The organism is Comamonas sp. 17RB (genome assembly GCF_030056555.1).
Lineage (GTDB): Bacteria > Pseudomonadota > Gammaproteobacteria > Burkholderiales > Burkholderiaceae_C > Comamonas > Comamonas terrigena.
Window position 1 is genome coordinate 643,439 of sequence record NZ_JASHHY010000002.1, and the last position, 20,183, is coordinate 663,621.

15 protein-coding genes are annotated in these 20,183 nt (G+C 65.6%); 7 read left to right on the top strand and 8 right to left on the bottom strand.

The window, feature by feature from the left end; translation table 11 throughout:
• Positions 1-5: 5 nt before the first annotated feature.
• The 4 genes from QM470_RS06120 to QM470_RS06135 all read right to left on the bottom strand — a co-directional run bounded on the left by QM470_RS06120 (position 6) and on the right by QM470_RS06135 (position 4,451).
• Positions 6-962 (bottom strand): N-carbamoyl-D-amino-acid hydrolase, encoded by a 957-nt coding sequence (locus tag QM470_RS06120; RefSeq protein WP_283338546.1) that lies wholly within the window; start codon positions 960-962, stop codon positions 6-8.
• Positions 963-1,031: 69 nt separating this feature from the next.
• Positions 1,032-2,276: a Zn-dependent hydrolase gene (locus QM470_RS06125; protein WP_283338547.1), complete on the bottom strand. Its 1,245-nt coding sequence runs from the start codon at positions 2,274-2,276 to the stop codon at positions 1,032-1,034.
• Positions 2,273-3,514, bottom strand: a complete 1,242-nt coding sequence (locus QM470_RS06130) for a diaminopropionate ammonia-lyase (RefSeq protein ID WP_283338548.1) — start codon at positions 3,512-3,514, stop codon at positions 2,273-2,275. Before QM470_RS06130 ends, QM470_RS06125 begins: the two co-directional genes overlap by 4 nt.
• Positions 3,515-3,578: 64 nt before the next feature.
• Positions 3,579-4,451, bottom strand: coding sequence for a MurR/RpiR family transcriptional regulator (locus QM470_RS06135; protein ID WP_283338549.1), 873 nt, complete (start codon positions 4,449-4,451; stop codon positions 3,579-3,581).
• Positions 4,452-4,771: 320 nt separating this feature from the next.
• Here QM470_RS06135 and QM470_RS06140 point away from each other — a divergent pair, with 320 nt between their 5' ends.
• The 4 genes from QM470_RS06140 (at position 4,772) to QM470_RS06155 (ending at position 7,823) form a co-directional block, all read left to right on the top strand.
• Complete coding sequence (locus QM470_RS06140; RefSeq protein ID WP_066542022.1) at positions 4,772-5,572, top strand: transporter substrate-binding domain-containing protein; 801 nt, start codon at positions 4,772-4,774, stop codon at positions 5,570-5,572.
• Between the two features lie 110 nt (positions 5,573-5,682).
• On the top strand, positions 5,683-6,345 hold the full coding sequence (locus tag QM470_RS06145) for an amino acid ABC transporter permease (protein ID WP_283338550.1): 663 nt from the start codon (positions 5,683-5,685) through the stop codon (positions 6,343-6,345).
• Positions 6,346-6,361: 16 nt separating this feature from the next.
• Positions 6,362-7,012 carry an amino acid ABC transporter permease gene (locus QM470_RS06150; RefSeq protein ID WP_066542012.1) on the top strand — a complete coding sequence of 217 codons (651 nt, stop codon included), beginning with the start codon at positions 6,362-6,364 and terminating at the stop codon, positions 7,010-7,012.
• A gap of 46 nt (positions 7,013-7,058) precedes the next feature.
• Positions 7,059-7,823 carry an amino acid ABC transporter ATP-binding protein gene (locus QM470_RS06155; protein ID WP_066542011.1) on the top strand — a complete coding sequence of 255 codons (765 nt, stop codon included), beginning with the start codon at positions 7,059-7,061 and terminating at the stop codon, positions 7,821-7,823.
• A 126-nt stretch (positions 7,824-7,949) separates the two neighbouring features.
• Here the strand turns inward: QM470_RS06155 and QM470_RS06160 are convergent, their stop codons facing one another.
• Positions 7,950-8,306, bottom strand: coding sequence for a DUF3617 domain-containing protein (locus tag QM470_RS06160; protein WP_283338551.1), 357 nt, complete (start codon positions 8,304-8,306; stop codon positions 7,950-7,952).
• Positions 8,307-8,620: 314 nt separating this feature from the next.
• Here QM470_RS06160 and QM470_RS06165 point away from each other — a divergent pair, with 314 nt between their 5' ends.
• The gene (locus QM470_RS06165) at positions 8,621-10,465 is read left to right on the top strand and encodes an ABC transporter ATP-binding protein (RefSeq protein ID WP_283338552.1); all 1,845 of its coding nucleotides are present in this window, start codon (positions 8,621-8,623) and stop codon (positions 10,463-10,465) included.
• 192 nt (positions 10,466-10,657) lie between these two features.
• Here the strand turns inward: QM470_RS06165 and QM470_RS06170 are convergent, their stop codons facing one another.
• The 3 genes from QM470_RS06170 to QM470_RS06180 all read right to left on the bottom strand — a co-directional run bounded on the left by QM470_RS06170 (position 10,658) and on the right by QM470_RS06180 (position 14,873).
• Positions 10,658-10,873, bottom strand: a complete 216-nt coding sequence (locus tag QM470_RS06170) for a hypothetical protein (protein WP_280013052.1) — start codon at positions 10,871-10,873, stop codon at positions 10,658-10,660.
• A gap of 167 nt (positions 10,874-11,040) precedes the next feature.
• Positions 11,041-12,000 carry a Bug family tripartite tricarboxylate transporter substrate binding protein gene (locus tag QM470_RS06175; protein ID WP_283338553.1) on the bottom strand — a complete coding sequence of 320 codons (960 nt, stop codon included), beginning with the start codon at positions 11,998-12,000 and terminating at the stop codon, positions 11,041-11,043.
• A gap of 437 nt (positions 12,001-12,437) precedes the next feature.
• Positions 12,438-14,873, bottom strand: a complete 2,436-nt coding sequence (locus tag QM470_RS06180) for a membrane-bound PQQ-dependent dehydrogenase, glucose/quinate/shikimate family (RefSeq protein WP_283338554.1) — start codon at positions 14,871-14,873, stop codon at positions 12,438-12,440.
• Between the two features lie 473 nt (positions 14,874-15,346).
• On the opposite strand from QM470_RS06180, the gene sbcD reads away from it, so the two are divergent.
• Entirely contained in the window at positions 15,347-16,615 is a 1,269-nt protein-coding gene (gene sbcD, locus QM470_RS06185; protein ID WP_283338555.1) for an exonuclease subunit SbcD, read from the top strand.
• A complete protein-coding gene (locus tag QM470_RS06190) occupies positions 16,612-20,049 on the top strand; it encodes an AAA family ATPase (RefSeq protein WP_283338556.1) in 3,438 nt (1,145 codons plus the stop codon). Before sbcD ends, QM470_RS06190 begins: the two co-directional genes overlap by 4 nt.
• Positions 20,050-20,183 lie beyond the last annotated feature (134 nt).

Sequence of the window (20,183 nt, forward strand, 5' to 3'; positions counted from 1 at the left end):
CGGTTTCAGGCAGTGACCCAGGGCGAGCCATCGGCCGCCAGCTTCTCGCCCTTGCGGGCTGTGACCAGGCCATAGCATTCCGGATGGCGGTGCAGATCGAAGTCGAACGTGGTGCGCTTGTACACGGCGCAGAAATCCAGGTCGGCGCGGCCCAGCACCACTTCATCGTCCTTGGTCGTGCAGCGCGCCACCACCTCACCGCTGGGTGCCACCAGCAGGCTGCCGGCAATGCTGTCCACCCCCTCTTCCACACCGCCCTTGGCCACGCTGGCCACCCAGCAACCGTTTTGGTAGGCCCCGGCCTGCACCGCCAGCTGGTTGTGGAACAGCGAGAGGTCGTCGTGCTGCGGGGCCGGTGCGTTGTGCACGGGCGTGTTGTAGCCGATGAAGATCATTTCCGCGCCCTGCAGCGCCATCACACGGTAGCTCTCTGCCCAGCGGCGGTCGTTGCACAGCGCCATGCCCATGGTGCCGCCAAAGGCCTGGTACACATCGAAGGACTTGCCGGGTGTGAAATAGCGTTTTTCCAAATGCTGGAACTGGCGCCAGGGTTCGTGCTCGAAGTGGCCGGGCACATGGATCTTGCGGTACTTGCCGACGATGCTGCCGGTCTTGTCCACCAGAATGGCCGTGTTGTACTGCATCAGCCGACCGGCTTCCTCGGCCAGCTCGGCGTAGCCCAGGTAAAAGCCGATGCCCAGCGCCTTGGACAGCTCGAACAGCGGCAGCACCTCTGCATTGGGCATGCTGCGCTCGTAGTAGCGGTGCAGCTCGGCCTGGTCCTCGATGTACCAGCGCGGGAAGAAGGTGGTCAGCGCCAGCTCGGGGTAGACGATCACATCGGCCCCCAGGCTTTTGGCCTCACGCATCATGGCGCACAGGCGCTGCACCACGCTGGCGCGGGAGTCGGCTTTCTGCACCGGGCCCAGCTGGCCCAGGGCAACGTTGACGATACGGGTCATTTCACATTCGCTTTCTATGGGGTGGACACTGCCCGGGCCGCCGCACGGCGCCCAGGCGGTCCGTTGCATTCACATGCGGTTCGCGCGCTCCAGCAGCACCTGCAGCAGCACATTCGCGCCCTGCTCCAGCTGCGCGGCATCGGTGTGCTCGCGCACGTTGTGCGACAGGCCTGCGGCCGAAGGCACAAACACCATGGCCGTGGGGCAGACGCGGGCCAGCATCTGCGCGTCATGGCCCGCACCGCTGGGCATGCGCAAGGTGCTCAGACCCTGTGCACCGGCGTGCTGCTCCACGCTGCGCACCAGCGCGGCATCGAAGGCCACGGGGGCAAAGTCCGCCAGCTGCCGGTGTGCAAAGCGCACCCCGTTCTCGGCCGCGATCCGCCGTGCAAACGCCAGCACCTCGGCCTGCGCCTGCAGCAGCATCGCGCCATCGGTGTTGCGCAGATCGACCGTCATCACCGCCTGCGCCGCAATCACATTGATCAGATTGGGTTTGAGCTGCAGGGCCCCCACGGTGCCCAGTTGCCGGCCGCCGTAGCGCGCCACCAGCTCGGCGACAAAGGCGGCGGTGCGCATGGCGCACATGCCCGCGTCATGGCGCAAGGCCATGGGCGTGGTGCCGGCATGGTTGCTGGTGCCGTCGAAGGTGAATTCCATCCAGCAGATGCCTTGCACGCCTTCGACCACGCCGATCTCCACCCCCTGCTGCTCCAGCACGGGGCCTTGCTCGATGTGCAGCTCCACAAAGCTGTCCACCTGCGGCGCTCCCACAGGCGCCCCACCGGCATAGCCGATGCGCTGCAGCTCGGCGCCCACGGTGGCACCGTTGTCCACGGCCCGGACCGCCAGCGCCTCTTCAAGCGGCATGCCGCCCACCATCACCAGGCTGCCCATCATGTCGGGCTGAAAGCGGGCGCCTTCCTCGTTGGTGAAGAACGCCACCTGCAGGGGCCTGCGCGTGCGCAGCCCTGCGTCACGCAAGGTGGCCACCACCTCCAGACCCGCCATCACGCCATAGTTGCCGTCATACAGGCCGCCGGTGCGCACGGTGTCGATATGGCTGCCGGTCATCACCGGCGGCAGGTCTTCGGTGCCGGCACAGGTGGCCACCACATTGCCGATGGCATCGACCTGCACCTGCATCCCCAGTGCCTGCATCTGTGCCACGGTCCAGTCACGGCCGGCCTTGTCGGCGTCCCCCAGGGCCAGACGGTTGGTCCCGCCGCCCTCCAGCGCACCGAACTGGCCCAACTCCTTCAGCCGCTGCAGCAGCCGCGCACCATCGATGCGCAGGGTGCCCATCGCACTCATGCGGCCACCTTGTCGGCGCGTGCGGCCACGGCTTGGGCAGTTTCGCCCACCAGCTCGGCATACAGCACCGGATCGGTCGCCGCCTCGCTGCCGAAGAACAGGATGCGGCTGCCGGCGTTCAGGCCCAGCAGGGCGCGTGCGGTGTCGCTCTGGCTGGCCGCCAGGGCCGCAGCCACACCGGCCACGGCCGACTCGCCAGCGACGATCACCGGATCGGCCTCCAGTGGATGGGCCAGCAGGCGCATGGCCTGCACCGCTGCGCTGTCGGAAATCACGCAGAACGCATCTGTGCCTTTTTCCAGAATTTCCCAGGCCAGGTGCGAGACCTCGCCGCAGGCCAGGCCCGCCATCAGCGTGTCGATGTCGCCCGTCACCGCAGTCAGTGCGCCCGCCTTGGCGCTCTGCGCCAGGCAATCGGCCTTGTCGGGCTCCACCACCACATAGAAGGGGCGGTCGCCCCCATCGCGTTCCCAGAAGTAGCCGCAGACGGCTGCCGCCAGACCACCCACCCCCGCCTGCACAAAAATGTGCGTGGGGCGCTCCTGCAGCTGCGCAGCGGCCTCTTCCACCATCAGCTGGTAGCCCTGCATCACATCGCGCGGCACATCCATATAGCCGGGGTAGGAGGTGTCGGAGATCACGAAACGGCCGTGCACCTGTGCATCGGCATCGGCCTGGCGCACGGCATCGTCGTAATTGCCGCTGGTGCGCACCACCTGCGCACCGTACTGTGCGATGGCCTCCTTGCGGCCTTCGCTCACCGTGGCGTGGATGTAGATCACGCACTGGCAGCCGAAGCGCTGCGCGCCCCAGGCCACGGAGCGGCCATGGTTGCCATCGGTGGCACAGGTCACGGTAATGTTCTGGCACAGCGCACGCATTTCCGGGCGCAGCAGGTCCTGGGTGCCAAGCGCACGGCCGAGCTTGCGCCCCAGCTCGCGGCACAGCAGACGGGCCACCGCATAGGCGCCGCCCAGCGCCTTGAAACTGCCCAGTCCAAAGCGGCCGCCTTCATCCTTGTAGTGCACGCTGGCTACGCCCAGTGCGCGGGCCAGCGCCGGCAGGCTGTGCAGGGGCGTGGGGGCATAGCCTTGCCATTGCGACAGCTCGCGCTGCGCCAGGGCCAGCGCATCGGCACCCAGGATGTCGGTGCGGCGCGCACCATACGGTGTCATGCGGTTGGCGGCAGGGTTGGCAAAGCATTCCACGGTCAGGGCCGGGAGGGAAGCAGAAGTCATAGGGGCTTTCAACATCAGGGACAGAGAGAGGGGGAGAAAACACATCACGCCAGCCAGCGGCGGGTCACAGCTGGGGTTCCAGGTCATCCAGCGCCACATGCAGGCGCTCGATGCGTTCCAGCCGCTCCTGGGTGGGAACACGCTGCTGCTGGGCCAGGGCACTGGCCAGAAAGTTCACCAGGCTGACGGCGCACACATAGGAATCGAACAGGCCTTGCGGGCTGCTGGCGCCACAGCGCAGCACCACCTGGGCCTGCATGGCCAGGGCGGACACCGGCGCATCGGTCAGCACCAGCGTCTGGGCCCCCACGGCCTGCGCCGCCGCCAGCAGGCGCGGCAGGCGCGTGCTGCGGCGGCGAAAGTCCACGGCCAGCAGCACATCTTTTTCCGAGGCACTGGCCAGCAGATCCGCTTCGCGCCCGGCCACATCGTTGAGGCTGCCGACCTCTCCCCGCACCTGGGCCAGCAGCGACTGGGCATAGAACGCGGTCAGGTGGCTGTGGCGGTAGCCCACCACCCAGACCTTGCGCGCCCTGACCAGCATGGCAATCGCCGCTTCCAGCTGCGCCTCGGGGATGGACTCCGCCCAGGCATTCAGCAGCCCGGCATCGGCCTGCAGATGGGCCTGGAAATGCTGCGCCAGGCTGCGCTTGCGGCGTGGCTGCTCCATGCGCGCCAGGGGCGACTGCTGCAACTGCGCCGCCCGCAGGGCCTGGCGGAATTCGTCATACCCGGCATAGCCCAGGCTGCGGAAAAAGCGCGCCGCGCTGGACTTGGACGTGCCAGCCAGTCCGGCCAGTTCCGTGGCCGAATAGCCCAGCAGCTCCCGCTGCCGGGTGAGCACCATATCGGCCAGCTTGCGTTCGGCCGAGGACAGCTGGGCATAGACATGGCGGATGCGGGCATCCAGCGTGCTGGGATTGAGCGGATCGTGCATGGGATGGAACCTTGTCTCCAATTTGGGGAGTGCGCACCACCATGGGGCGTGGCTTGCACCGCACATGAAACGAACGTGCCAAAAATATGAAACAAAGGCACAAAAGTTTCAACAACACCATCCCTGCTTGCAAAACCGATGCCTGCTTTGGCGCTCTGTAGAAAAAGCCATCGGCAGTCTCCCGGCTGGGCACGTGCACCCGGGGTGCGGACACCGCCTGGCACCGCCCCGACACCGCAAACAGAAACCCGCGTTTCAAGCTGGCACGGTAAATGCTCAAGCAGTGCACCCGCAACTTTTTTGCTTCCCGGAGTGCACCCATGTCCTTGAGCCGCCGCACCTTCACCGCCACCACACTGGCCGCCATCGCCCTCTCCGTTTCTGCCGGCGCCATGGCGCAAGAGGACAAGTCGCTGCAGCGCGTGCTCGACAAGAAGTCGATCGCCCTGGGCATTCCCACCGATTACCCGCCCTACGGCTTCATGGGCCCCGACTTCAAGCCCACCGGCGTGGACGTGGCCACGGCCCAGCTGATTGCAGACAAGCTGGGCGTCAAAGCCGAATTCGTGCCCCTGAGCACCCCCAACCGCATTCCCTACCTGCAGGCCAACAAGATCGACCTGATCGTCTCGGCCCTGGGCAAGAACGAAGAGCGCGCCAAGGTGATCGACTTCACCACCTCGTACGCCCCCTTCTTCCAGGCCGTCTTCGGCCCCAAGGACATCGCCGTCAAGAGCTTTGACGACCTGGGCGGCAAGACCCTGGCCGTGACGCGCGGCACCATCCAGGACGAGGCGCTGCTGCACCTCGCCCCCAAGACGCTGAAGATCCAGCGCTTTGAAGACGACAACGCCACCATGGCCGCCTTCATGACGCAGCAAACCCAGTTCGTGGCCGTGGGCGCAGCCGTCGCCGGCGCCGCACTGGCCAAGAACCCCAAGGTCCAGGCCGAATACAAGCTGCTGATCAAGGACTCGCCCAACTACATCGGCGTGCGCAAGGGCGAGACCGCGCTGCTGAACAAGGTCAATGACATCCTGCGCACCGCCAAGCAGGACGGCACGCTGAACTCCTACTCCAAGAAGTGGCTGGGCCGCGACATGGGCAATCTGCCGGACTGACCGCCGGTCGACTTCCGGGACGGACCCCATGGGTCCCTCCCGCCTGGCGCGCCCGCGCCGCCAGGACCTGACTTTGGATATTGCACAGAATCGAGAACGGGGCCACGCCCATGGAAATGAACTTCGCAACGGTGCTGGGCCAATGGCCCATGCTCCTTCAGGGCCTGTGGCTCACCGTGCTGCTGACGGCCTTTGCCGTGCCACTGGGTGTGCTGCTGGGCATTGCCTGCGCCTGGATGCGCCTGCACGCCGGCCTGGCGGTACGCACCCTGGTCGCCTCCTATGTGGAAGTGTTCCGCAACACCCCTTTCATCATCCAGCTGTTCTTCCTGTTCTTCGGCCTGCCCTCGCTGGGCCTGCGCATGTCGCCCGAAGTGGCCAGCGTGCTGGCCATGACGCTGAACCTGGGGGCCTACGCCTGTGAGCAGATCCGTGCCGGCATCGAAGCCACGCCGCGCGGCCAGATCGAAGCCGCCCAGTGCCTGGCGCTGAACCGCATGCAGATCTTCACCCGTGTGGTGCTGCCACCTGCCCTGAACCGTGTCTGGCCGGCCCTGACGGGGCAGATCATCATCGTGATGCTGGGCTCGGCCGTGTGCAGCCAGATCTCGACCGAGGAAATCTCCTACGCCGCCAACCTGATCTCCAGCCGCACCTTCCGCAGCCTGGAGTCGTACATCGTGGTCACCCTGGTCTACCTGGGTCTGGCCGTGCTGCTGCGCCAGTTCCTGAACTGGTTCGGCCCCCGTTGTGTCTTTGGCCGCCGTCGCTGATTTCGGAGTGTTCCCCATGGTTGAATTCACGTACTGGGACATTGCCCGCCAGCTGCTGCTGGCCCTGCGCTGGACAGTGGGCCTGTCTCTCATCGCTTTTGTCTGCGGCGGCCTGCTGGGCCTGGGCCTGCTGGTGCTGCGCCTGTCCAAGCTGCCCGGGGCCGTGCGCGCCGTGTCGCTCTATGTGCAGCTATTCCAGGGCACGCCCCTGCTGATGCAGCTGTTTCTCACCTACTTCGGCATGGCGCTGATCGGCATCGAGACTTCGGCACTGATGGCGGCCGCCGTGTGCCTGACGCTGTACTCCGCCGCCTATCTGTGCGACATCTGGCGCGGCTGTGTGGAGGCCGTGCCCCACGGCCAATGGGAGGCTTCGTCCTGCCTGGCCATGAGCTTCACCGAACAGCTACGCCACGTGATCCTGCCCCAGGCCATGCGCCTGGGCATTGCCCCCACCGCCGGCTTTGGCGTGCAGATCATCAAGGCCACCGCGCTGACCAGCGTGATCGGCTTTGTGGAAGTGACCAAGGCCGGACAGCTGATTGCCAACGCCACGTTCGAACCCTTCCTGGTTTACGGCTGCGTGGCCGCGCTGTACTTCGTGCTGTGCTTCCCGCTGTCGCTGTGGAGCCAACGCATGGAAAAACGACTGCGTCCCCGCACCTGATGGCACGCCTCCCCCTGTTTCCCCTGACGACTTCTGGATTGCGCACATGAACGCCCCTGCATCCTCTCCTTCCACCTTCCCCCTGGTCGATATCCGTGGCCTGCGCAAGCGCTATGGCAGCAACGAAGTGCTCAAGGGCGTGGACCTGCAGATCAACCGCAGCGAAGTGGTGTCCATCATCGGCAAGAGCGGCTCCGGCAAGAGCACGCTGCTGCGCTGCATCAACGGCCTGGAAACCTTTCAGGAAGGCCAGCTGCTGGTACATGGCCAGCCGCTGCAGGCCGACAACGCCCAATCCCTGCGCGAGCTGCGCAAGAACGTGGGCATGATCTTCCAGAGCTTTAACCTGTTTCCCCACCTGAGCGTGGGCCGCAATGTGATGCTGGCCCCCTCGTTGGTGATGCGCCAGCCGCAGGACACCGCCCGCGCCAATGCCGAACGCCTGCTGGACCGTGTCGGCCTGGCCGAGAAGTTCGACGCCATGCCCGACCAGCTCTCCGGCGGACAGCAGCAGCGCGTGGCCATTGCCCGCGCCCTGGCCATGGACCCGGAAATCCTGCTGTGCGACGAAGTCACTTCCGCCCTGGACCCGGAACTGGTGGCCGAAGTGCTGGGCGTGGTGGAAAGCCTGGCCGAACAGGGCATGACGCTGATCATGGTCACGCACGAAATGAGCTTTGCCCGCAAGGTCAGCGACAAAGTGGTCTTCATGCACCAGGGCAAGGTGCACGAAGTCGGGGCACCGGAGCAGATTTTCGGTGCGCCGCAAACGCCGGAACTGCGCCAGTTCCTGGGCATGGTCACGGCCTGATACCTGCACCTGCCGCCCGGCGCGCCCTGTGGGCGCCCGCCGCTCGGAGGTACCGGCAGCCGCAGGCCGCTGCCGGTACCTCCCAGGCCCTTCTGCCCCGGACCGGGCAGCGGCGCCTTCACCCGGTCACTGGGGGCAGGCACCTTTCCATTGGTAGTCCTGCGCCAGGTGCATGGAGCGGGGTCCAAACTGCAGCTGGCTGCGCACTTCCAGGCGATCCGGCGCCGGGCGCCGGAACTCCATCACCGCCGGCACCAGCTCACGCCCGTCCTGCGGGCAACGCAGCTCCAGCACACCCAGCGCGTCGGTGTTGCTCGTCAGCTGGATGGTGCAGCGCTGCTCCGACTGCACCGTGGTCACCAGCTCCTGCAGACCACGGGCCAGGCCTTCGGCCGACAGACAGCCCAGCTGCGGTGGCGTCGCCTTTTCCGCGTGATCGACACGGCTGGTCAACTCCCACTGCCCGCCGGGAATGGTTTTCAACACTTCGATGTCCTGGACCGTTGGCCCTTGCACGGCCTGCACAGCCCCTGCCAACAGGCACATGGCAAGCCATGCACTCCCGCTCTTCATCCGTTTGCAATATGCTTTCAATCTCTACCTGCTTTCGCTTGAATCGGCTGCCCCCTGTAGGACGGAGCAGCCCGGGCAAAGTATAGGCAGCGATTGCACCTGCCACGGGATCCCGGCGCCGGCAGGGACTGCGCCAATCTCCCCGCCACCGCACGGGCATCGCCTGCTCCTTTTCCACCGGGTGGCCGCCCCACTACCATGGGCAGTACAAGGAGAGCTCGATCTTGTTCGGTTTATTTGAAAAACAGGTGCCGCCCTATCCGGCAACAGAACCCCCGGTTCCTCCCACAGGCTTCTTTGCCTTTATCTGGGCCTGCACCCGGGGTATGCGCGGCTGGATTGCGCTGTTAACCCTCACTTCGGCCCTGCTGTCGGTGTACGAAGCGCTGCTGTTCGCCATCATGGGCCATGTGGTCGATTGGCTGGGCACGGTATCGCCCGCCAACTTCTGGGAACAGCAACGCGACACAGTGCTGGGCATTGTCGGCATCCTGCTGGGCAGCGTGGCGCTGCTGGCCCTGCACACCCAGGTCATGCACCAGGTACTGGCCATCAACTTTCCGATGCGGCTGCGCTGGGTCTTCCACAAGCTGATGCTGGGGCAGAGCATGTCGTTCTACGCGGACGAATTTGCCGGCCGCATCACCACCAAGATCATGCAGACCGCGCTGTCCGTGCGCGAAGTGGTGTTCATGGTGGTCGACGTGCTGGTCGGGGTCGGCGTGTACATGATCGGCATCCTGATCCTGGCGGCCAGCTTCGAATGGCGGCTGATGATTCCCTTCGCCATCTGGTTTGCCGCCTACATCGCCGCCTGCTTCTACTTTGTGCCGCGCCTGGGGCAGATCGGCAAGAAGCAGGCCGATGCGCGTTCGATGATGACCGGCCGCGTGACCGATGCCTATACCAACATCGCCACCGTCAAGCTGTTCGCCCACACGCGCCGCGAGGCCGAGTACGCGCGCAACGCCATGGAGGCCTTCAAGGCCACGGGCTATGCGCAGATGCGCCTGGTCAGCCTGTTCGAGATCACCAACCACCTGATGATTGCCCTGCTGCTGCTGGGCAGCGGCGGCACCGCCCTCTACCTGTGGACCCAGGGCCATGCCAGCGCCGGCGTGGTGGCCGCGGTGATTGCCATGGCGCTGCGCCTGATGGGCTATTCACACTGGGTGATGTGGCAGATGACCGGCCTGTTTGAGAACGTGGGCACCATCCAGGACGGCATTACCACCCTGACCAAGCCCCGCTCCATCGTCGATGCGCCCAATGCCCAGCCGCTGCAGGTCACGCAGGGAGCCATTGCCTTTGAAGGCGTGGATTTCAGCTACAAGGACGGCGGCAAGAAGGTCATCGACCAGCTGAATCTGCAGATCCGCCCGGGCGAACGCATCGGCCTGATCGGCCGCTCGGGCGCCGGCAAGTCCACGCTGGTCAATCTGCTGCTGCGCTTTCACGAGCCGCAAAGCGGCCGTATCACCATCGACGGCCAGGACATCCGACACGTCACGCAGGACAGCCTGCGCGGCGCCATTGGCATGGTCACGCAGGACACCTCGCTGCTGCACCGCTCCATGCGCGACAACATCCTCTACGGCCGGCCCGATGCCACCGAGGCCGAGATGCGCGCCGCTGCCGACAAGGCCGAGGCCTCGGACTTCATCGCCACGCTGACCGACCTCAAAGGCCGCAGCGGCTATGACGCCCAGGTGGGCGAGCGCGGCGTCAAGCTTTCGGGCGGCCAGCGCCAGCGCGTGGCCATTGCCCGGGTGATGCTGAAAAACGCCCCCATCCTGCTGCTGGACGAAGCCACCAGCGCACTGGACAGCGAGGTGGAAGCCGCCATCCAGCACAGCCTGGATGGCCTGATGCACGGCAAGACGGTGATTGCCATTGCCCACCGCCTCTCGACCATTGCCGCCATGGACCGGTTGATCGTGATGAACGAAGGCCATATCGTCGAAGAAGGCACGCACCAGCAACTGCTGGCCAAGGGCGGCATCTACGCCAAGCTGTGGGCCCACCAGAGCGGAGGCTTCCTGGCCGAGCCCGAGGATCCGGCGGACTGATTCCGGCGGCGGCAGCGGTGCCTGTGTCACCGGTTGCATCGGTGGCATCTATGACATCGGTTGGCCGGACGTCAGAACACAGGGGGCCGCACACGCGGCGGCGCTTTCAGCGCAAGTCCATAAAAAAAACGGGTGCCAAGGCACCCGTTTTTTGCATCCGGCCCCCATCGGAGGCCGTCCTCATCTTCACTGTCAATAGCGCTGGCCATAGCCGCCGGGCGGTGGGCCCGAGGGCCGGCCATCGCGGTCCCAGCGGCCGTCGCCGTCACGGTCACCTCGGTTGTCATAACGGCCATCGCCACGACCGCCGTCCCTGCCATGGTCGTGCGGCGGAGGCAGTATGCAGCCCGAGAGGGCCGCCGCAGCCACCGCGGCGCCAGCCAGTGCCAGCCAACGGGATGTACGCATGGGTTCGTCCTTTCCTGCAAGTGGTGATGGAGCCAGCATGCCACCGCTTTGCACGCCGCTGTCCATCACGCAGGTAAAGACTGTAAGCAGCCTGCGCAGGCAGGCCCCGGGGACCGCACCGGAGCCACGGGATATGCCTGGGCTCCGGGTAGCGGTCAGCGCCAGCCTCAGTCGTTCAGGCCCATGCTCTGCACCAAGGCCTTTTCACCCGAAAACGTGGTGCGTGCGAACTCGGTGTAGGTCTTGGCGTCACGGTAATCGGTGCGGATGCCGTAGTTCTTGACGACGCGCTGGAAGTCGGGGTCCTGCAGCGCTGCCTTCACGGCCGCATCCAGCTTCTCCACGATGGGCTGGGGCAGCCCCTTGGGACCGCCCACGCCCAGCGGAGATGGCACGACCACGTCATAGCCCTGCTCCTTGAAGGTCGGCAGATTGGGGAAGGCGGGCGAGCGCTGCTCGGACGCAATCGCCAGCGGACGGACCTTGCCCGATTCGATGAAGGTCATGATGCTGTTGGTGGACACCGACGACTTGATGTGACCAGCCAGCAGCGCGTTCACGTTCTCGGCGTCGCCCTTGAACGGCACATGCACGAATTCCGTGCCCACGGCCTTGCCCAGCAGCACCATGGCCACCTGGTTGCCGGAATACTTGCCGGGCGTGCCGTAGTCGATGGCGCCGGGGTTCTTCTTGGCGTAATCCACCAGATCCTTCAGCGTCTTGTGCGGCGCCGTCGCGGACACGCCCAGAATGAAGTCATAGGTGGCGAACGAGGCGATGTAGGTCACATCGCGGATCGGGTCGTACGGCGTTTTCTGCAGGTACGGCTGGCGGAAGATGCCCACCGGGGTCAAGGTCAGCTTGTAGCCGTCGGGCTTGGTCTTGAGCATTTCCACCACGCCCATGGAACCGCCGGCACCGGGCCGGTTTTCCACGATCACGCTCTGCTTGAGCAGCTTGCCCATGCTGTTGGCCAGGGCGCGCGCCAGGACGTCGGTGGTCCCGCCGGCCGCGTAGGGCACCAGCAGGGTGATGGGTTGGTTCGGGTAGTTGGCCTGGGCCTGGGCACCGGTAGCCCACAAAGCGGCCACGGCACAGGCCACGGCACCCCACGTACGACGCTGCATTCAAGTCTCCTCTTGCTCTTGCTTGCTCGAAAGAGCTTGCAATGTAGGTGCGTACTCCGGGGCAACCTTTACGGGAAATCCACATCAAGGGTTTACCCTTTAATCATCCATTCCCTGAGGCCAGATCCCAGCAATGGCGCGGCTTATCGGCCCGTTCCAGCGACAGCGCAGCGCCTTCGATTGTCTAATACTTGTCATTTAGGCGACAAACTACAGACTCAATTGCCGCCGCTTCATTGGGCCGCAGGATGGTATTGCGCATCACCCACCACTGCCCCCAAAGCCTGGTCACCGCCATCCGGCTCTGCAGAAAACGCACAGACCAGACCAAGTCAGGTCAGGTCCGCAGCCGCTGGCAGACGCAAAAAAACCCGCCTTCCTTGCGGAGGGCGGGCCTCTCTGTCGCGGGGTCACGGGGCCTCAGCCCCAGCCGCTGCCTACTTCTTAGGCAGTGCGTAGGCAATCACATAATCGCCCTTGTCGGTGGTCATGCGAGCACCACCGGCAGACACCACCACGAACTGGCGGCCCGATTCGGGCGACAGATAGGTCATGGGCGTGGCCTGGGCTCCCACGGGCAGACGGCCCTTCCAGACCTCCTTGCCGCTCTGGTTGTCAAAGGCGCGCAGGTAGTAGTCCTGGGTACCGGCATAGAAGGTCAGGCCACCCGCCGTGGCAAACGGGCCGGACAGCGAAGGCATGCCCACCGGCACCGGCAGACCAAAGCGCACGCCCTGGAGCTTGCTGTCTTCCACCGTACCCAGCGGCACCTGCCAGGCAATCGACTTGGTGTTCAGGTCGATGGCCGTCAGATTGCCCCAGGAAGGCTGGTGGCAGGGCAGACCCAGGAAGGAGTTGAACGCACCACGGATGGACTGGAAGGGCGTGCCTTCCTGCACGTGGGTGGCCCACGAGGCATTGGTGATGTCGTTCTTCTTCAGCGACTCCAGCTTTTCCTTGGCGCCTTCCTGCGGGTGCAGGAAGCCGATCTGCGGCATGACCATGTCGTTGACGATGAGCATGTTGGTACGCGGATCATAGGCATGACCGCCCCAGTTGAAGCCACCGTAGTAGCCGGGGTAGATTAGCGTCATCTTGTCGGTCAGCTTGGTGTAGGGGCCGTCATATTTCAATTGCTTGAACTTGATGCGGCAGTACAGCTGGTCGAACATGGTGGCGCCCCACATGTCCTTCTCCGTCAAGGTGTTCTTGGCCACCTGCGGCATGCCCACGGACCAGGGCTGGGTGGGCGATGGTGCAGCATCACCTTCCATCACACCCTGGGGCGCGGGCTTTTCTTCCACATCCGCCAGCGGCTTGCCATTGGTGCGGTCCAGCAGGAACAGCTGGTGGGTCTTGGTGGCAAGCACCAGGCCCGGGGTGTTGCCACCCTTGCCATCGGGCACATCCACCAGGGTGGGAGGCGTGCCGTTGTCATAGTCCCAGGTGTCCATGTGCAGAGCCTGGAAGTGCCATGCTTCGCGGCCGGTGTCGGCCTTCAGTGCCACCACGGACGTGGAGTACTGGTTCATCTCGGGTGTGCGGTGCGCACCCCAGAAGTCGGGCGTGGCATTGCCCAGCGGCAGGTAGATCAGGCCCAGCTTGGCGTCATAGGCGCCATGCGACCAGAAATTGGGAGTGCCCTTGGTGTAGGTCTGCCCTTCGGGGGGCAGCTTGGTGATCGCAGGGTTGCCCAGATCCCAGGCCCATTCCAGCGCGCCATCCTTCAGGCTGTAAGCACGCACCACACCGGAAGGTTGCTCGGTCTTCTTGCCGTCCCAGACCCAGCCGCCGATGACCACGCGGTCACCCGCCACCAGCGGCTGCGACGTGGGCATGTAATAGAAGTCCTGGTACTGGCCCATGCCCACGCTCAGGTCGGTATAGCCCTTGCCGGTGTCACCAAAGCCATCGCAGACTTCACCGGTCTTGGCATCCAGCGCCCACAGGCGTGCATCCTTGTCGGTGGTAATGATGCGTGCGCTGCACTTGGCAGGCGCCGGTGCGGCAGGCGCGCTGTCGCCGCCTTGTGCGGCGGGAGCGGCCGATGCCACGGCAGGCACTTCGTAGTAGGCCACGCCACGGCAGCGGCTCCACCACTTATTCTCACGCGTCTTGGGATCGAACACCCACTTTTCCTCGCCGGTTTCGGCGTTCAGCGCCATGACCTTGTTCTGCGGCGTGCACAGGTAGACCGAGTCACCCACCTGGATGGGGGTGTTCTGGTCTTCGTTGCCGCCACCGGTTTTCGCGCCGGTGCGGTAGGTCCAGGCCACTTCCAGCCCCTTGACGTTGTCGGCCGTGATCTGGTCGAACGGTGCAAAGCGGTTGCTGTGGTCGTCGCGGCCATAGTGCGTCCAGCGGTTGTCCGGGCTGGCGGCATCGCTCACCACAGCCACTTCCTTGACGATGTCCACGCCCTTCTTGGCCGTGTTTTCCACGGTGTTGTGGGGCGTGAAGATCGAGGCAGCACCCGCCAGCACCACCACGGCCTGCACGGCTGCGGCAGGCAGGGCAATGGCCTGGGCCGGCGAGCGCAGCGAACGCAGCGCCAGCGCGGCAAACAGGCCCAGCACCAGCACCGGCGCCAGACGCGGCACCAGCCCCCAGAATGCGGTGCCGACTTCTGCCAGCGCCCAGATGGCCGTGGCAATGACCACTACCAGATACAGCAGGGCACCCAGTGGCTTGCCGCGCACCAGCAGCACGCCGGACACCACGGAGGCAGCCCCAGCGATCAGGTAATACCAAGACCCACCCAGCGTGACCAGCTGGATCCCGCCCATCAGCAGCGCCAGACCCACCAGCGCCAAGACAACGCCCAACACGCGCGGCCATACGGGCACGCGGTTCGGCACATCAGCTTGTGACATGTTGATTCCTATGTTTCATTCAATCGATACCAGAATGATTCTAGGAAGCCTGACTGTTTCCTGCAGAGGGTTGCAGCGCCTGTAGGCAGCAGGCTGCAAAACAAAATATTACCGACAGGTATCTCGAAAATAAAATCTTGCAAATGCAATACAAGCATTTGAATTCAAATGTATTTTTTATTTTCAGAAAGCACTGAAAATACAGCAATCTGCATAAAACCTTCTCTTTATTGCGTATTTGGACCACACCTTCACGCACCCCGCTCAGGTGCCCCAAGCACCATCTGGCGCATCCCGAGCGACCGACCAGTTATTCCCAAAAAGAATGTCATATCCAACGACATTCCTACCAACAGCCGGCCTGGCAAGCTGCCAACGACCAGCCTCGCAGCACCGCCCCGGGCAATCGCTACCATGGCGTGTTCGGCGGCACTAGCTGCGCCGCCCCTGTCACGTCTTCCATTCCTTTTCGCATGCGACTGCTTCACACCTCCGACTGGCATCTGGGCCAGCACTTCATGGGCCAAAGCCGCCAGGCCGAGCACAGTGCGCTGGTGGATTGGCTGCTGGTCCAGGTGGAAGCGCATGCGGTGGACGCGGTGGTGATTGCAGGCGACATCTTCGACACCGGCGCCCCCCCCAGCTATGCGCGCGAGCTGTACAACCAGCTCATCGCCCGCCTGCACCGGGCTGGCGTGGCCCTGCTGCTGCTGGGCGGTAACCACGACTCCGTCAGCGTGCTGGGCGAAAGCCAGGACCTGCTGGCCTACCTGGGTACCCGGGTGATTGCCGCTGTGGGCGAGGCGTCCGGGCATGTGGTCACATTGCCGCTGCGCGGCCAGCCGGTAGAACCCGGTTGCATCGTCTGCGCCCTGCCCTTCATCCGCCCGCGTGATGTGGTCCACAGCCAGGCGGCGCAAAGCGCCCAGGACAAACAGCAGGCACTGCAGACGGCCATCCTGACCACCTACCAGCAGGTGTATGACGCCGCCGTGGCACAGCAGACGGCGCTGCAGCAATCGCTGGGACGCAAGCTGCCCATCGTAGCCACCGGCCACCTGACCACCGTGGGCGCCAGCAGCAGCGAATCGGTGCGCGAAATCTATGTGGGATCGCTGGAAGCCTTCCCCACCACCGCCTTCCCGGCGGCCGACTACATTGCGCTGGGCCATATCCACCAGCCGCAGAAAGTCGGCGGACTGGAACACATCCGTTATTGCGGCTCCCCCATTGCCCTGGGCTTTGACGAGGCACGCCAGACCAAGCAGGTGCTGCTGGTCGATCTGAATGAAGCCGGCCTGCAGGCCGTCACCCCCCTGCCGGTGCCGGTGTTCCAGCCCCTGGCATCGGTGCGCGGCACCCTGGCGGAATTGCCCAGCGCCCTGCAGGCCCTCGCTGCCAGCGCCACCCCGGAACGCCCGGTCTGGCTGGAAGTCACCATCGAGGAAGACGATTACCTGACCGATCTGGCGCCCCGGGTGCAGGCACTGCTGGAAGGTTTGCCCGTGCACCTGCTGCGCATCAGGCGCCAGCGCGGCACTGCGACTGCCCAGCTCACGGCCGACGCCAGCGAATCGCTGGATGAACTCAGCCCGCAGGAAGTCTTTGCCCGCCGCCTGGCGCAGGAAACGCTGGAGCCTCCGCTGCAGCAGGCGCTGACCGCACGCTACCGCCAGGTGGTGGAGCGCCTCACAAATGCGGCAGGAGAAGCGGCAGAAGATGCCCCAGGAGGTGCGGCATGAAGATCCTCAAGCTGCGGCTCAAGAACCTGAACTCGCTGCACGGTGAGTGGCAGATCGACTTCACCGCCGCACCGTTTGCCGACAACAGCCTGTTCGCCATCACCGGCGCCACGGGTGCAGGCAAGTCCACGCTGCTGGATGCCATCTGCCTGGCGCTGTACCACCAGACCCCGCGCCTGGCCACCATCAGCGCCGGCAGCAACGATCTGATGACGCGCCACACCGCCGACTGCCTGGCCGAAGTGGAATTCGAAGTCCAGGGCACCGTCTACCGCGCCTTCTGGAGCCAGCGCCGCGCCCGCGACAAAGCCCAGGGTGCGTTGCAGGCCCCCAAGGTGGAATTGGCCCGGGTGGCAGACGGTCACATCCTCAGCAGCCAAAGCGGCGACAAGCTGCGGCAGATTGCACAGCTCACCGGTCTGGACTTTGCGCGCTTCACCAAGTCCATGCTCCTGGCCCAGGGCGGCTTTGCGGCCTTTTTGCAGGCAACGGCCAATGAACGCGCCGAATTGCTGGAAGAACTGACCGGCACCGAAATCTACGGACAGATATCGCAAGCCGTGTTTGAACGCGCCCGCGACGCACGCCAGCAGCTGGACAAGGCCCAGGCCCAGATCGATGGCATGCAATTGCTCTCCAGCGAGGCACGCGCCCAGCTGCAGCAGGACAGCGACCGCCTGCAAGGCGAGCTGGCCCAGGTGCAGGGCGATCACAGCGCCACCCTGGCCCTGCAACGCTGGCACCAGCAAACGGCACAGGCCGCACACGATGCCGAGCAAAGCGGCCTGGCACACACCGCCGCCCAGCAGGCCCTGGATGCCGCCGCCCCGCAGCTGCAACGCTTGCAGCACCATGCCCCCGCCCAGGCCCTGCAGCCGCTGCACCAGCGCTGGCAGCATGCCCAGGCCCTGCAGCAAGGCAGTGCCGCCCAGCTGCAGCAACTGCAGTCCGCGCAGGACAGCACCCAACTGCGGCAGTTGCAGTTGCACCACCAGGCGCATGTGCTGGCCGACCGCACAGCCCAGTCCGCACAGCACGCACTGCAATCGCTGCAGGCGCAAGAAGCTGCCCTGCAGCACTGGCGCACGGAACACGCGCGTTTTGCGCAGCTGGGTGAACGGCTCAGTGGCTGGCAACAGCAGCTGGAACAGCAGCGCCACGTACAGCAGCAACATGCCGCGCAACAGCTGGAACTGCGCCATGCCACCACCCGGTGCGCCCAACTGCAGCAAGACACTGCGGCACAGCACGGAGAAGTGGCCGCAGCCGGGCTGGCGCACCAGCAGGCCAGCGCGGCTGCCGCACAGGCGCAGCACGCCCAGGCGCAGCGCCTGGCACCGCACGGCGGCAGCCTGCCCCAGTTGCGTGCCCAGTGGCAAGCGGCGCAGCAGTTGCAACATGCCAGGCAGCAGCTGGAAGCCCACGCGGCCCAGCGCCGCCAATGGGCCCTGCAGCAAACTCAAACCGAAGAAGCACAGCAGACCAGCACCGAACATGCCGCGCAACAGACGCAGGCGTTGGCCCATTTGCGCGCCCAATACAAGCAGCAAAAAGAGCGGGTAGCCGACAAGCAGAAGCTGCTGGAACAGGAGCAGCGCATCCAAAGCCTGGAAGCCCACCGCCATGCACTGCAACCCGGAGAGGCCTGCCCGCTGTGCGGTGCCGTCGAACACCCGGCCATTGCAGCCTACGCAGCGCTGGACCTCTCGGCCACCCAGACCGCGCTGCAACAGGCCCGCGCCACGCTGGATGCATTGCAGGCAGAGGGCGAACAGCAGGCCAGCGCCCATGCCGCCCACCAGGCCCGGCATGCCGCGCTGCAGGCGCAGCGCGATGAACTGGCCGCCCGTATCCCCGGCTGGGAGGCGCAATGGACGGCACTGTGCGCCGGCCTGCAGCCGTCCCCCGCCGCCAACGCCTGGCAACAGCCCGAGGCGCTGGCCGATGCCCGCACCCACGCCGCGGCGCAACTGGAAGCGCTGTCCCAGGCCCTGCAAGCCGCCGAGGCGGGCGAGCAAACGCTGCAGTCCGCCAAAGATGCCAGCCAGCAGGCCTTGCAAGGGCTGCAAGCCGCACAGCACCGGCTGGACAGCCTGCAGCAGGCCCAATGCGACGCAGCGGCCCAGCAGCAGCGCAGCACCCAGGCGGCCCAGACCCTGGAAGCGGAGGCCGCCACGCTGGCCCAGGCCTTGCGCACCGTCGTCGAAGCCGCCGGCTACCCCTTGCCGCCCGATAGCGACCACCTAGCCTGGCTGCAGGCCCGCCAGACGGAATGGCAGACCTGGCAAAGCCAGCACAGCCAATGGCAGGACACGGTGCACCAGCGCGATCTGCAGCAGCACCTGAGCGCCAGCGCCCAGCAGGATGCCGCGCTGTGGCAGGGCCGCTGGCAGCAGCTGCAGCCATCCCTGGCCGCTCCCGCACCGGCAGCCACCGCCCTGCCCGGCGAGCTGGCAGCCTGCGTGCAGGCCTTGGAACAGCAGCGCCAGCAAATGGCCACGCTGGATGGCCAGATCCGCCAGCTACAGGCCACGCTGGCTCAGCAAGGCGACGACGCCGCGCAGGCCACATCGGAATGGACGCAGGCCCTGGCATCCAGCCCGTTTGCCGATGCAGCGGCCTATGCCCAGGCCCTGCTGCCCTCCGCCGAGGTGGAGCGCCTGACCGCCCTGCAGCAGCAACTGCACACCGGGTTGCAACGCGCCACCACGCTCCATGCCGAGGCGCTGCAACGCCACCAGCAGCTGCACAGCCAGGCACTGACCGATGCCGCGCCCGAGACCCTGGCCGCGCAGCTGCAGGCACTGGAAGCGCAGCGCACCGCCCTCAGCGAACAGATGGGCGCCACCCGCGCCCGGCTGGATGACGATGCACGGCGCCACCAGGGCCAGCAGGCCCTGCTGCAGCAGATGACGGTGCTGGCCGAAGACAGCGACCTCTGGCAACGCCTGGATGGGCTGATCGGTTCGGCCAGGGGCGACAAGTTCCGCAAATTCGCCCAGGGTCTGACGCTGGACCACCTGCTGCACCTGGCCAACCGGCACCTCTCCCGGCTGCATGGCCGCTACCTGCTGCGCCGCAAGACCACAGGCGAGCTGGAACTGGACATCGTGGACAGCTGGCAAGGCGATGTGGCACGCGACACGCGCACGCTCTCGGGCGGCGAGGCCTTCCTGGTCAGCCTGGCGCTGGCCCTGGCACTGTCCGATCTGGTCAGCCACAAGACCTCGATCGACTCGCTGTTCCTGGACGAAGGCTTTGGCACGCTGGACGGCGACACGCTGGAAGTGGCGCTGACCGCACTGGATGCCCTGAACGCCAGCGGCAAGATGATCGGCATCATCAGCCACGTCGAAGCGCTGAAGGAACGCATCCCCGCCCAGATCCGCGTGGAAAAGGGTGGCGGCGTGGGCCATTCGCGGCTGGTGATCTAGGCTTGCGGCGCAGGGGCTACACCGTGCGCCGGCCTTCCCTCTCAACCGGCCCACAGCCCGCGGATGCCGGTTGCGTCTGTGGTGCCTGTGGTGCCTGTGGTACCTGTGGTGCCTGTGGTACCTGTGGTACCTGT